Source organism: Burkholderia sp. FW306-1C-G01B (assembly GCF_058781685.1).
In genome coordinates, this window is record NZ_JBYSWZ010000002.1 from 464569 (window position 1) to 478565 (window position 13997).

Here is a 13997-nt window from a genome sequence, read left to right on the forward strand (position 1 = left end):
TCCTCAATGCCCGAAGGACGCCGCCGCGCCGCGCTTCGGCCGCGTCAGCCACATCATCGCGGCGAGCACGAGGCAGGTCATGCTCGCCATCCAGAACATGTCGTTCGTCGCCATCATGTAAGCCTGCTGCATCACGACCTGGTGCAGCGTCGTCAGCTCGCGCACGCCGTCCACGCCCATCGCGTTCAGCGTGTGCACGAAGCGCTGCGTATTCGCCGACGCATGCGTGACGGATTGCGACACGACGTCGTAGTGATAGGTCGCGCGGTTGTCCCACAGCGTCACGCTCATCGCGGTGCCGAACGCGGCCGACAACGTGCGCAGGAAGTTCGACAGGCTCGACGCGGCGGCGAGCCGGTCGTCCGGAATCCGCGACAGCGTCGCGGCGGTCAGCGGAATGAAGAAAAGCGGCAGCCCGATCCCCTGGATCAGGCCGGGCGCGGCGATCTGCGCGAACGTCATCTTCAGCGTGAAATGCGCGTCCCACGCGAGCACGCCCGCGAACACGAGGAAGCCGAACGTCGCGAGCACGCGCGCGTCGAAGCGGTGCGCATGCAGCCCGACGAGGATCGAGAACACGAGCGCGAGCACGCCGAGCGATGCGGTCGCGAGCCCGGCATGAAACGCGTTGTAGCCCATCACGGCCTGCATCCACAGCGGAAACACGACGCCGACCACCGAGAAGCTCATCATCCCGAGCGAGATGATCAGCACGCAGAACGAGAACGTGCGGTCGCGAAACAGGCCGAGATCGACGACGGGGTGCGCTTCGCCCGCCTCCCAGATCAGCAGCGACACGATCGCGAGCGCCGCGACCACCGCGAGCGTGACGATCAGCGGCGAATCGAACCAGCCGCGATCGTGGCCGAGATCGAGCATCGCCTGCAGCGAGCCGACGCCGATCACCAGCAGCACGATGCCCGGCACGTCGATCGGGCCGGCCGCGCCGCGCTGCGCGTCGGGGCGCAGCATCGCGGTGCACACCGCGAACGAGAACAGTCCGATCGGCAAATTGATCAGGAAGATCCACGGCCACGAGAAGTTGTCGACGATCCAGCCGCCGACCACCGGCCCGAAGATCGGTGCGAGCAGCACCGTCATCGCCCACAGCGCGAGCGCGATCGTGCGCTTGTCCGGCGGGAACGTGCGCAGCAGGATCGTCTGCGACAGCGGCACCATCGGCCCCGAGCACAGCCCTTGCAGCGCGCGGCAGATCACCAGCACGTGCAGGTCGCGCGCGAGCCCGCACAGCAGCGACGTCAGCGTGAACAACAGCACCGCGCCGACGAACAGCCGCAATTCGCCGACGCGGCGCGCGAGCCAGCCGGTCAACGGCACCGCGATCGCGGCCGCGACCGAATACGAACTGATTACCCACGTGCCCTGGCTGTTCGATACGCCGAGACTGCCGGAGATCGCCGGCACCGCGACGTTCGTCACGGTCGAATCGAGCACCTCGATGAAGGTCGCGAGCGACAGCGCGAACGTCAGCAGCGCGAGCCGGATGCCGCGCAGCGGCGGCGCGGCCGGCGCGGGGGCCGGCACGTCGAATGCGGACGGCGCGCCTGGCGCATCGCGAAGCGGCGACGCGGTACTCATGCGCCGACCACCGCGACATCGGCCCGCTTGGTCGCCCGCCCGCGCTTCGGCGCGAACCGTTCGATGAAATCGGCGGCCGCATGACAGCCGTCCGGCGCGGCGGCGAGCAGCGCACGCGCGCGCTCGGCATGCACCGCGAATGCGGGTTCGCCGAGCACGTGCGCCAGCGCCGCACCGAGACGCGCGCCGTCGACGGGACCGTCGACACGCACGCCGCAGCCGCTCGCCGCGACGCGTTGCGCGTTGTCGAACTGGTCGTGCGCGAACGGCGTCACGACCTGCACGATCCCGGCCTCGTATGCGAGCGCCGCGGTGCCGATCCCGCCGTGATGCGCGAGCGCGCGGCAACGCGGCAGCAGCGTGCGCATCGGCACGAAGCGGCGCACGACCAACCGGTTGCCGTCCGGCGCGGCATCGTGCGGCGTCAGCAGGATCCCGCGCGCGCCCGTCGCGCGCAGCGCGTCCGCCACCGCGCGCGCATACGGCGCGTGATCGACGAGCGTCGAGCCGGCCGTGAACACGACCGGTGGCTCGCCGGCCGCAAGAAACGCATCGAGTTCCGCATCTTCGTCAGGCGCCGCGATGTCGTTGAACAGTGGAAAGCCGCTTTGCAGATGATTCGACGGCCAGTCGGGCTGCGGCGGCGCGAACCAGCCGGGAAACAGGCACAGCACGCCGTCGGTCGAATGCAGCCAGCGGCCGAGCACGCGCCGCGCGGGCGCGAGCCCGAGTTCGCGACGCACCGCGTCGAGCGCGGGGCCGCATACGCGGTCGAGCACCTGTCGCTCGATCAGCGTCATCAGCGCCGCCTTCACCGGCAGCGGCCAGCGCGCGGGAATCGTCAGGCGCGGGTGCGTCGGCGGAGCATGCGCGGACAGCAGCGTCGACGGCGACACCTGCACCGACACGTACGGAGTGCCGTGCAGCTCCTGCATGAAGCGCGCGGAGAACGCCCACAGCGTGCCGACGAGCACCGTATCGTCGTCGGTCAGCGCATGCAGCGCGTCGTAGTGCGGGCGCAGCATCGGCGCGATCACCTGCCACAGCGTGCGGAACGACGTGCGCGGGTCCCACAGCGCAGGGTTCGCCATCGCGGCCTCGTATTCGGCCGCGGTGCCGACCGGCACGAATGCGAAACCGCAACGGCGCACGGCCGCCTCGAACGGCGCGTGCGTGCAGAACACGACGGCGTGACCGCGCGCCGCGAGCGTGCGCGCGACGCCGAGCAACGGATGCACGTCGCCCGCCGAGCCGATCGCGGTCACGATCATCTTCGTCATCGCGCGCCTCGCGGGAATCAGTAGAAGCCGGGAATCAGCGCCGCGACTTCGCGGCGGTACTGCGTGTACGCTGGCCCGAAATGCCCGGTCAGCCAGCTCTCCTCGACGCGCACCTTGTACGCGAGCGACGCGAACACGAGCAGCACGCCGATCGCGCCGCGCCATTCGCCGCCGATCAGCGCGGCGCCGACGAGCGCGAGCAGGCAGCCCGTGTAGATCGGGTGACGCACGAGCGCGTACGGCCCCGTGCGGACGAGTTCGTGGTCCTCCTTCAGCGTGACCGACACGCTCCAGTTCGTGCCGAGATGCAGCCGCGCCCACACCGAGAAGAGCAGGCCCGCGACCAGCACCGCGAGCCCGCACTGCGCCTGCAGGCCGAAGCGCTGCCAGTCCGGCACGAGCGCCTGCCATGCCGGATCGGGCAGGATGATCAGCGCGCCGCCGACGATCAGCGGAATCGACTGCAGCGTGCGCGAGCGCGACGCCTCCTTGCGCACGGTCGTCTTCACGCCCTGCGACGTGGCGATCCAGTACGCGAGCCATGCGGCCCAGGGAACGACGATGGCGATGGTCTGAACGATATTCACGGCTGGCCTGCCTCGTTGGGATGGGAATTCGGGTGCGCGGGCCGGGCCCACGGCACGACGTGCGGCGTCACGACGACAGCGCGTGGATCGGCGCGGGCACGCACGCATGCGCGGCGGCGTGCGCCATGCCGGCCGCGACCGGCGACCCGTCGCAGAAGAAGTCGAGCAGCGCCGCACGCGTGTGTTCGCGCTGCGCGCGGCCTTCGATGTCGAGGAAATGGCCGGCGTCCGGCACCGTCGCGAACCGCGCGCGCGGCACGTGCGCACCGAGCTGGCGAACGTCGGCCGGCGTCGTGTATTCGTCGCGCTCGCCGTTCAGGAACAGCAGCTCGCAGCCGATGTTCGAGAACTCGCTGAAGTAGCGCTCGGGCTGCAGCGACAGGATCTGGTCGACGTGGAACGCGACCTGGTCCTGCTCGTCGCGCGGCAGGCGCGTGAGATACCGGTAGTTGTACAGCTTCATGATGCGCGGCAGGTAGCGGCCGACGGTGTCGTTCAGCAGCTGCGCGGCCTTCAGGTTCTCGCCGGCCGCGATGTGATCGCGTGCGCGCGTCACGTAGTCGACCATCGCGTCGTTCAGGAACGGCGAGAACGAGCAGATCGCCGCGCGCCGCACGCTCGGGCAGCCGCGCGCGAGCGCGAACAGCGAGGCGACGCCGCCCCACGACACCGACACGAGGAATGCCGGCGCGAAGCGCTCGACCAGATGCTGGAGGATCGCGGCTTCGTCGTCCTTGGTCAGGATGACGCAGCCCGGATTGTGCTGGCGCGACTGCCCCGCGTACGGCAGGTCGAAGCAGATCGTGTTCATCCGCTCGCCCAGATATTGGACGGTCTGCCCGAACGACGCGGTCGTCGCGAGCGCGCCGTTGACGAGCATCGCCGTGTCGAACGCCGGGTCGAACACGTTCCGTTCGACGTAGACCTTCAGACCATTCGGCAGCGGGACCACGTGTTTTTCGGTCGGCATCGTCGTTCTCCGGTGGATGCGGCGTCTCGACGTCGCGGCATGCTGCAGCTGCGCAATGGCGGGTGCCGGCCCCGCGCGCGATCCTTCGCCGCGCCCATTGCCGACGCACCGCGGCAAATACCGGCGGCGCCAATTCATTCCTCGCAGTGCGGCGCCATACTAATACGGACAATATTACTGACTCAAGTCACCCAACGATTCCCTCTACTCGACCCGGGAATACACCGGATTCAAATTTTTTTATCAATTTATATGGTATGAGGGATCGCTACAAAGGCGTTGGCAATCGTTTGCGAGTAGCGCTCCTTGGCATAATGAAATCCAATATTTATCTTTAAATTCAAAGCGATATTCCATTTTAATCGATTGATTAAAACGGACTTCCTGAATTTACCAATCTTCACCACCCCCACTCGCCATTCCACATCGTGAATAATATTACAGGCATCCACACTCTTTCATTTCGTAATAGAAACGCGGCCGTAAATTTTCCAGTGCATTGCACCATTTTTCGCAAACCGTTTTAAACAAACTCCAGCTTACTTAACCTTCTTTCAATTCGTTTTTACGCATCTGCACATCGCGGCAAGTGGTCGATCCGTCATACCGCCAAGACCCTGCCATCGTCAGACCCCGATTTTTTGTTGATTGATCGTTCAATAAAAAACCGCTAAGCTCTCGACTTCCATGGATGGCCCGTCCGGGCGAAGGGAGTCGCGATGCCGAAAGTCGGAATGCGGGAGATACGCCGCGCACAGTTGATCGACGCCACGCTGCGTTCGATCGACGAAGCGGGCCTGCCCGGCACGACGCTCGCATCGGTCGCGCAACGCGCGAAGATCTCGACGGGCATCGTCAGCCACTACTTCGGCGACAAGGACGGCCTGCTCGAAGCGACGATGCGGCACGTGCTGCGCGACCTGTGGTCGGCCACCACGCGCCGCCGCGTGGCGGCACGCAAGGATCCGCGTTCGCGGCTGCGTGCAGTCGTCGCCGCAAACTTCGACGAGACGCAGGTCAGCGCGCCCGTGATGAAGACGTGGCTCGCGTTCTGGTCGCAGAGCATGCACGACCCGATGCTCAAGCGCCTGCAGCACGTCAACACGCGGCGCCTTCATTCGAACCTGTGCGCGGAATTCGCGAAGGCGTTGCCGCGCACGAAGGCGCTCGAAGCCGCCAGCGGCCTCGCCGCGCTGATCGACGGCCTGTGGCTGCGCGGCGCGCTCGCCGGCGGCCCCATCGACACCCGGGCGGCGCTGAAGCTCGCCCACGATTACATCGACCTGCTGCTCGCGTCCGACTGACGCTACGCAGTCGCCCTCAAGGAGATCCTCATGTCCGTATTCGGTTTGCAGCGCCTCTACATCGGCGGCGGTTACGTCGACGCCACGAGCGGCAAGACTTTCGATACCTTCGATCCCGCCACCGGCGAGCTGCTCGCGCAGGTGCAGCAGGCGAGCGCGGCCGACGTCGACCGCGCGGTTGCGTCCGCGCAGGAAGGTCAGCGCGAATGGGCCGCGATGACCGCGATGCAGCGCTCGCGCATCCTGCGCCGCGCGGTCGACCTGCTGCGCGAGCGCAACGACGAACTCGCGGCGCTGGAAACGCGCGACACCGGCAAGCCGATCGGCGAAACGCTCGCGGTCGACATCGTCACCGGCGCGGACGTGATCGAGTACTACGCGGGCCTCGCGACCGCGATCGAAGGGCTGCAGGTGCCGCTGCGCGCCGATTCGTTCGTCTATACGCGCCGCGAGCCGCTCGGCGTGTGCGCGGGCATCGGCGCATGGAACTACCCGATCCAGATCGCGTGCTGGAAGACGGCGCCCGCGCTCGCGGCCGGCAACGCGATGGTGTTCAAGCCGAGCGAAGTCACGCCGCTGACGGCGCTGAAGCTCGCGGAAATCTATACGGAAGCCGGCGTGCCGGCCGGCGTGTTCAACGTCGTGCAGGGCGACGGCTCGGTCGGCGCGCTGCTCACGGGCCACCCGGACATCGCGAAGGTGTCGTTCACCGGCGGCGTCGAGACGGGCAAGAAGGTGATGTCGCTGGCCGGCGCATCGTCGCTGAAGGAAGTGACGATGGAGCTCGGCGGCAAGTCGCCGCTGATCGTGTTCGACGATGCGGACCTCGACCGCGCGGCCGACATCGCGGTGACCGCCAACTTCTTCAGCTCGGGCCAGGTCTGCACGAACGGTACGCGCGTATTCGTGCACCGTTCGATCAAGGACGCGTTCACGCAGCGCGTGCTCGAGCGCGTGAAGCGCATCCGCGTCGGCAAGCCGACCGATGCCGACACCAACTTCGGCCCGCTCGTGTCGGCTGCGCAGCTCGACAAGGTGCTCGGCTTCATCGATAGCGGCAAGGCCGAAGGCGCGAAGCTGCTCGCCGGCGGCACGCGCCTGACCGACGGCCACTTCGGCAGCGGCCAGTACGTCGCGCCGACGGTGTTCGGCGATTGCCGCGACGACATGAAGATCGTCCGCGAGGAAATCTTCGGGCCGGTGATGAGCATCCTCGATTTCGAATCGGAGGACGAAGTGATCGCCCGCGCGAACGACACGCACTACGGGCTCGCGGCCGGCGTCGTGACCGAGAACCTGTCGCGCGCGCACCGCACGATCCATCGCCTCGAAGCCGGCATCTGCTGGATCAACACGTGGGGCGAATCGCCGGCCGAAATGCCGGTTGGCGGATACAAGCAATCCGGTGTCGGACGCGAGAACGGCATCACGACGCTCGAGCACTACACTCGGATCAAGTCGGTGCAGGTCGAGCTCGGCCGCTACAACCCGGTGTTTTAAAGGAGGACAACCCGTCATGACGACACGCGAATACGACTACATCATCTGCGGCGCAGGTTCCGCGGGCAATGTGCTCGCAACGCGCCTGACGGAAGATCCGGACGTCACGGTGCTGCTGCTCGAAGCGGGCGGCCCCGACTACCGCTTCGACTTCCGCACGCAGATGCCGGCCGCCCTCGCCTATCCGCTGCAGGGCCGCCGCTACAACTGGGCGTACGAGACCGATCCCGAGCCGCACATGGACAACCGCCGGATGGAATGCGGCCGCGGCAAGGGGCTCGGCGGCTCGTCGCTGATCAACGGCATGTGCTACATCCGCGGCAACGCGCTCGACTACGACAACTGGTCGACGCACAAGGGTCTCGATAACTGGACGTATCTCGACTGCCTGCCGTACTTCAAGAAAGCCGAGACGCGCGACGTCGGCCCGAACGACTATCACGGCGGCAACGGCCCCGTGTCGGTCACCACCAGCAAGCCGGGCGTGAACCCGCTGTTCGAGGCGATGGTCGACGCGGGCGTGCAGGCCGGTTATCCGCGCACCGACGACCTGAACGGCTATCAGCAGGAAGGCTTCGGCCCGATGGACCGCACCGTCACGCCGCGCGGCCGCCGCGCGAGCACCGCGCGCGGCTATCTCGACCAGGCGCGTGCGCGGCCGAACCTCGAGATCGTCACGCATGCGCTCGCCGACCGCATCCTGTTCGACGGCAAGCGCGCATCGGGCGTCACGTACCTGCGCGGCAGCGAGCGCGCGACCGCGCAGGCGCGCCGCGAAGTGCTCGTGTGCAGCGGCGCGATTGCATCGCCGCAACTGCTGCAGCGCTCGGGCGTCGGCCCCGGCGCGTGGCTGAAGGAACTCGACATCCCCGTCGTGCTCGACCTGCCCGGTGTCGGCCAGAACCTGCAGGACCACCTGGAGATGTACATCCAGTACGAGTGCAAGGAGCCCGTGTCGCTGTACCCGGCGCTCAAATGGTGGAACCAGCCGAAGATCGGCGTCGAATGGATGCTGAACGGCACGGGCCTCGGCGCGAGCAACCACTTCGAGGCGGGCGGTTTCATCCGCACGCGCGACGACGATCCCTGGCCGAACATCCAGTATCACTTCCTGCCGGTGGCGATCAACTACAACGGCTCGAACGCGATCGAGATGCACGGCTTCCAGGCGCACGTCGGCTCGATGCGCTCGCCGAGCCGCGGCCGCGTGAAACTGCGCTCGCGCGATCCGAACCAGCATCCGAGCATCCTGTTCAACTACATGGCCGAAGCGCTCGACTGGCGCGAGTTCCGCGATGCGATCCGCGCGACGCGCGAGATCATGCGGCAGCCCGCGCTCGACCGCTATCGCGGCCGCGAGCTGAACCCGGGCGCCGACTGCAAGAGCGACAAGGAGCTCGACGCGTTCGTGCGAGCCCGCGCGGAGACTGCGTTCCATCCGTCGTGCTCGTGCAAGATGGGTTACGACGACATGGCGGTGGTCGACGAAGCGGGTCGCGTGCACGGGCTGGAAGGCCTGCGCGTCGTCGATGCATCGATCATGCCGATCATCACGACCGGCAACCTGAACGCGCCGACGATCATGATCGCCGAGAAGATCGCCGACAAGATTCGTGGGAAGCAGCCGCTCGCGCGCGTCGATGTGCCGTACTTCGTCGCGAACGGCGCGCTCGCGCGCGATGTCGCGAAGGCGGTGAGGCAGCCGGAGACGGTTTGACAACGGCGGGCGTGCTGCCCGCTCATCGGCATATTGACGAAACGCCGCCGGCAGTGATGGTTGGCGGCGTTTTCGTTTCTTTTACGGTGACTTGCGCGGAAGCGAGTTCCCGACTTGCAGCCATGTGATCACATCGGCCGGATGAGTTCGCGGGCGCACGCGCTTTGAAATGAGGCTGCCGGGGTTCAGGGCAGCGGACCAGCCGACGACAGTCGAGTACGCATGCCACTGCACCGCCGAAAGCGCGGACGAGCGGCAAGTAGAACGAAAACCCGCGAAGACGTCGCGCTCTTTTGGCGAATGCGGAAGCCGGCCAGTCCGCACGCCTGCTGCTCGACGCCGCCAGCAGTTGTGCCGGCCATTGCCTGAGCAGGACGCACCGATTGACGGCAGCGCTCACACCCACACGGCTCAGAACGAGATCTACCGCCCGTTCCATCGGCTGCCCAATCCCGATCTGGTCATGTACGTGTTCCCGCACCTGGCCGGCACCGATCTGGTGCCGGTGCCCGGATACTCCACAGTGTTCCCGCCGTACCAGCGGATGCAGTACGCGCTACCGGGCGAACGGCTGGAGGACTTCTGAACCGTTCGTCGGCCGGTTCATCTTCACCGGTGAGCGCGGCCCGCGGGACCCTGGCGTAGCAGAGCAACGTTCTCGTTGATGCGGCCTTGGATCGTGCGCAAGGTATCTCGAGTAATAATCCGCGGGTGCATGTTCTCGGCCGTGTCTGAGAATTGGCTGGCCACTTCGCAAATGCCGTCAATCATTCTGCTGGCAACGTCCTGGGGCACTTCGGCTTCCTCGGCAAGCCGAAGCATGTGTGCGCGGGAAATCTCCAGTGCCTCACCCATCACGTCCATTTGGTGATATCCACCGGGTCCCTCGCAGAAGGTCACATCGTAGGCCGGCGCCAGTCTCCACTGACCATTTGGCGCCATGACGTAGGAGAAGTTCTTGGGATGGTCGTCTCGGTTGTTGAACGCGACGTTGAAGACGGCGCGCTCGAAGGCCCTCCCCATCTCTCGCACATCGTTGGTACAGATCTGGGTCGCCCGCAAGAAGTTGAAGTAGTCCAACGACCCCGCAATCTGGTAATCGGCCCCCGTAAACGCCGCGAGACTCTGCATGGGGACGCGCAATCCGTCATGCCGATCAAAGCGCTTGCTGGCGAACGCCGCCAGCCCATTGGGCAAACTGAAGTACTGCGTGTCCGGGGTCTCGATGCCACATCTGCGCAGACATTCGGCGTAGACCATCTCGATGGCGCACACCTCGGCATGCTCTTCTCTGGCCGGGAACTTGACCAGCCAGGCGTCGAAGCCCGGCGTGACGGCCGTGGTAAACCCACCGGTTTGCGGATCGCGATAGACCAAGGCCTTGGGCCTTGCACCTTGGGGCGAGCCGCCCACCCGCAGCAACGTCTGCAGGAACTCACTACCTTCACCATGGAGCACTTCCTGCACTTCGGCAGCAAGCTGTTGCAGCGGGATGTGGACGTCCGGCGCCTCTCCTTCGGGTGCGACGGGTTCAAACGTCATGGCCCCCATCGCGTTGCTACCGATATAGGCCAACCGCTCCAGGGCGCCAATGCGGGCCGTGTTGAGTCCACGGCGCCTGAACATACGGTCCATCAGCAGCATGCCCCACCCGTCTGGCAAGGCGTCATAGACAGGCCCCGGAAGTTGCAATTGATGGCCTGGGAAATCTCGCCGCAACTGATGGCCCTCCAGCGGCAGCGTGTACGAAGACAGCTCCAGGCCCCTTTGCCTGGCCTCGTTGCTGTACTCGAACACGATCAGTGGGCGACCGGTCAGGGCAGTCGTGGAGACCAGCGTGCCCCAATGCCATCGCTCCCCCCAGCCCTCGTAGAAGACATTCACTTGTTCAGGCATTGCTGGACTTTCTCTTTGTACGGAGGCGCTTGGCTGTTTTCTCGTAGCGCAGAATGTCCTCGATGCTGTCCAGCTTTGGCTGGAACAGACCTTCGAACTCCTTGATTCGGCCGAGCGCCATCGCCACCCGGACCACGGCCTCGAAGCCAACATTGCGCCCGGCCTCCAGGTTGGACACGGTGTTGGCCCCAATGCCGGCACGCCCGGCCAGATCCGACTGTGTCATGCCCAGAGCCAAACGCTCTGTGCGCAAGCGATCGCAGAGGCGCTTGACGACCTCACTCGGCTTGCTAAAGCTTAAATCCAACATAGTGTGTATCTACCCCCTTCTATGCCAGTTAGCACCCAAAATTATAGAATTAATGTCACCTTGGTTCAAGAGGCGTAATTCCTCAATTCCGCGCCTTATCGGAAAGATTACGCAAATAGCCACAATATAATGGAGTTAAGCAGCTCCACACCAAAGAAGCGGCCGATCAGACCGCCCCGGGGCTGCGCGGACTATCCGGGGCAGTGCGGAGGTCAGATCGCATGTTGCACGAGTGCACGGCCTTGTTCGCCCCCGCTTCTGAAGAAAGGAAGTCTGTCGGGCCACAAGGCGCCAATCATGACCACGCTTCAGATTCGCGGCAGGAAGCCGCTCGTGTGCTTCGTCGTGCGTTACTTCGTCGCGAAGGCGGTGCGGCAGCCGGAGACGGTCTGACGACGGCGGGCGCACTGCCCGAACGCCCACTAAAAACGCCGCTGACGATCACCGTCAGCGGCGTTTTTCCTTTCCGGCTCAGCCGTTGTTGACCTCTTGCCGCAAACGCTCGACGTCGACGTGCTTCAGGTAATTCGTGATGTTCTGCCAGATCGGATGGAACCCGTAGCCGCCGTGCTGCAACTCATCGAGCGCCTGCTCGCGCGTCCAGCCCTGGTACACCATCCGGTACAGAGCCGACACGAGCCCGGTGCGATCGGCGCCATGCTGGCAATGGATCAGCACCGGGCCGTCCTGGTCGGCGGTCCGCAGCGCCTTCAGCGCGGCGACCATGTCTTCGTCGCGGATGTACCACGTGTTGATCCGGATGCGCTGCATCGTGATCTGCGTGCCGGCCAGGATGCTGTCGTCCGCGTGAAACGCGCGGAAGCTGATGACCTTGCGGATGCCGAGCTTCTGCAATTCCGGCACGTCTTCCCGCGAGAGCTGCGCGCTGCGGTACAACGTCGGCGTGATGCGATGCAGGTTGTTCACGCGCGCATCGGCAATGTTTTGCGCCCATTGGATCGGTCGGGCCGCGATCGGTCGGGCCGCAACGCCGAAAACCGCGTCCGCGTATGCCGGCTGCACGAGCCCGGCAAGCGTGACGGCGATCGCGGCAATGAAGGCAATTTTCATGTTGGTTCGGTGTTCAGTGGAATGCGCGCTTGCGCTCGCGCGACAGGATGAACAGGACGATCGCGGCGGCGCTCATGGTCCAGTAGTCGGTGGGTGCCACGCCCAGCCAGTGGATATGCCACGGCACGTGCGCCGGGTTGAAGCGGGCAAGACCGTAGGCCGGATTCAGCACGAACCACAGAAAATCCTCGGTCAGCCAGAACACCATGATGCACGCGATGATGCGGGCTTCGATGCGCCACGACCAGTGCCCGTTGAACACAGGCGGCAGGTGGAAGAACAGCGCGACGAACGGGAACACCCACGCGTGGTATCCGGTCATCGGGCGCCCGCCCCAGAAGATGTCGAGCAGCCAGTGCTTGTCGATGCGCCAGGTCGGCAGGTTGGCGGCCCACCCCGCGCTGCCCTCGATCTGGATCTCGACGTTCGCGAAAAAGAACGCGAGCAACATGACCCATGCGACGACGAACAGCGTATGACGCGTCGGCACAAAACGCGCGACGCTCATGCGGCAGGCTCCAGTCCCAGCACGCGATCGAGCACGAAGCGTCCGGCCAGCGGCCGCCCGAGCGGGGCCAAACGGCGGCGCATGTCGGCCAGGCGCTCCGGCGTCTGCAGCAGCGCGCGGATCCGGTAGACGAGCGCATCGTCGTCGATGGCCTTCAGCGCCACGCCCTGTTCGAGCAGGAAATCCGCATTGCGCTCCTCCTGGCCCGGAATCGGCGAGTTGACGATCATCGGCAGCTGCATCGCGAGACATTCGGACGTCGTCAGGCCACCCGGCTTCGTGATGACGAGGTCGGCGCAGGCCATCAGGCGTTCGACCTGCTGCGTGAAACCCTGCGGAAAGAGCCGGCCCGGATGCTGCGCGGCGAGCGTCTGCAGCGACGCCAGCATCGTCTGGTTCTTGCCGGCCAGCGCGATCAACTGGAAATCGGCGTCCATCTCCAGCAGCCGCGTCGCCAGCACGTCGAGCCCGCCGAGGCCCGCGCCGCCGGACATCATCAGGAACGTCGGTCGCGCGGGATCGAGGCCGAACTCGGCCGCGCAGGCCGCGCGATCGAGCGGCCGGCCGAACGCCGGCATGATCGGGATACCGCTGACGTGCACCGTTTCGGGCGCCATGCCGCGCGCGTGCATGCGCCACGCAATCTCGTCGTTGGCCGCGAAGTAGCCGCGCATGTTCGGCACGACCCACATGCTGTGCAGGTCGAAATCGGTGACCTGCACCCACACCGGCGTGTCGACGCGCCCCTTGCGGATCTCGCGCGACAGCAGTTCGGCGGGCAGGAAGTGTGTGCAGATGATCGCGTCCGGGCGCTGCCGTTCGATTTCCGCGAGCAACTGCCGGCAATTGAGCCGCTCGATCGCGCGCCGGATCTTCTGCGACGGCGCGGCGGGATCGACCTCGTCGGTCTTCTGGTACAGGTAGCCCCACAGCGCCGGCTGGCTGCTGACGAGCTTGATGTAGAGGTCGGTGTACAGCTTGCGAAAGCCGGTGGACACGAAATCCATCACGTCCAGGTGCGTGGCTTCGATGCCGGCGGGATGGCTGTCGGCAAATGCGCGGATCGCTTCGGCCGCGCGGGTATGACCGGCGCCGGCGCTGACGCTCAGGAGAAGGATTTTTTTGTTGTGCTTTGACATCTGACTGACCGTTTCGATGAAGGTGATCCGGACGCGGGTTCGGCAGCGGCGCTCTCACGCAACTGCGTCTCGCTTCCGGCTTTCAACAAGCTTGGCGGATCTTCGGCGGTGCGGGC

At 65.7% G+C, this 13997-nt stretch carries 12 protein-coding genes and 1 pseudogene; 4 read left to right on the top strand and 9 right to left on the bottom strand.

Annotation, left to right across the window (positions count from 1 at the left end; translation table 11 throughout):
• Positions 1–3: 3 nt before the first annotated feature.
• The 4 genes from AC3WLY_RS06420 to AC3WLY_RS06435 form a co-directional block, all read right to left on the bottom strand.
• Entirely contained in the window at positions 4–1599 is a 1596-nt protein-coding gene (locus AC3WLY_RS06420) for a DHA2 family efflux MFS transporter permease subunit (protein ID WP_492332650.1), read from the bottom strand.
• Positions 1596–2879: a glycosyltransferase gene (locus AC3WLY_RS06425; protein WP_492309908.1), complete on the bottom strand. Its 1284-nt coding sequence runs from the start codon at positions 2877–2879 to the stop codon at positions 1596–1598. Before AC3WLY_RS06425 ends, AC3WLY_RS06420 begins: the two co-directional genes overlap by 4 nt.
• Before the next feature lie 17 nt (positions 2880–2896).
• Positions 2897–3466, bottom strand: coding sequence for a methyltransferase family protein (locus tag AC3WLY_RS06430; RefSeq protein WP_204421824.1), 570 nt, complete (start codon positions 3464–3466; stop codon positions 2897–2899).
• Between the two features lie 67 nt (positions 3467–3533).
• On the bottom strand, positions 3534–4436 hold the full coding sequence (locus AC3WLY_RS06435; protein ID WP_425130081.1) for an alpha/beta fold hydrolase: 903 nt from the start codon (positions 4434–4436) through the stop codon (positions 3534–3536).
• Positions 4437–5155: 719 nt separating this feature from the next.
• Here AC3WLY_RS06435 and betI point away from each other — a divergent pair.
• The 4 genes and pseudogenes from betI to AC3WLY_RS06455 all read left to right on the top strand — a co-directional run.
• Positions 5156–5740: a transcriptional regulator BetI gene (gene betI / locus AC3WLY_RS06440; protein ID WP_072441997.1), complete on the top strand. Its 585-nt coding sequence runs from the start codon at positions 5156–5158 to the stop codon at positions 5738–5740.
• A gap of 30 nt (positions 5741–5770) precedes the next feature.
• The gene (gene betB / locus AC3WLY_RS06445; RefSeq protein ID WP_065501270.1) at positions 5771–7240 is read left to right on the top strand and encodes a betaine-aldehyde dehydrogenase; all 1470 of its coding nucleotides are present in this window, start codon (positions 5771–5773) and stop codon (positions 7238–7240) included.
• 16 nt (positions 7241–7256) lie between these two features.
• Positions 7257–8957 carry a choline dehydrogenase gene (gene betA / locus AC3WLY_RS06450; protein WP_492309907.1) on the top strand — a complete coding sequence of 567 codons (1701 nt, stop codon included), beginning with the start codon at positions 7257–7259 and terminating at the stop codon, positions 8955–8957.
• A gap of 299 nt (positions 8958–9256) precedes the next feature.
• Positions 9257–9543, top strand: a pseudogene (locus AC3WLY_RS06455) (TIGR03751 family conjugal transfer lipoprotein); the annotation flags it as partial.
• A gap of 23 nt (positions 9544–9566) precedes the next feature.
• On the opposite strand, the gene AC3WLY_RS06460 reads toward AC3WLY_RS06455, so the two are convergent.
• From AC3WLY_RS06460 to AC3WLY_RS06480, 5 genes are all read right to left on the bottom strand, one after another.
• A complete protein-coding gene (locus AC3WLY_RS06460) occupies positions 9567–10853 on the bottom strand; it encodes a type II toxin-antitoxin system HipA family toxin (protein WP_492309906.1) in 1287 nt (428 codons plus the stop codon).
• Positions 10846–11163, bottom strand: coding sequence for a helix-turn-helix domain-containing protein (locus AC3WLY_RS06465; RefSeq protein ID WP_072442007.1), 318 nt, complete (start codon positions 11161–11163; stop codon positions 10846–10848). Before AC3WLY_RS06465 ends, AC3WLY_RS06460 begins: the two co-directional genes overlap by 8 nt.
• 471 nt (positions 11164–11634) lie before the next feature.
• Complete coding sequence (locus AC3WLY_RS06470; protein WP_175962209.1) at positions 11635–12234, bottom strand: dual specificity protein phosphatase family protein; 600 nt, start codon at positions 12232–12234, stop codon at positions 11635–11637.
• Positions 12235–12247: 13 nt separating this feature from the next.
• Entirely contained in the window at positions 12248–12742 is a 495-nt protein-coding gene (locus AC3WLY_RS06475; RefSeq protein WP_175962208.1) for a hypothetical protein, read from the bottom strand.
• Positions 12739–13881 (bottom strand): MGDG synthase family glycosyltransferase, encoded by a 1143-nt coding sequence (locus AC3WLY_RS06480; RefSeq protein WP_072442013.1) that lies wholly within the window; start codon positions 13879–13881, stop codon positions 12739–12741. Before AC3WLY_RS06480 ends, AC3WLY_RS06475 begins: the two co-directional genes overlap by 4 nt.
• Positions 13882–13997 lie beyond the last annotated feature (116 nt).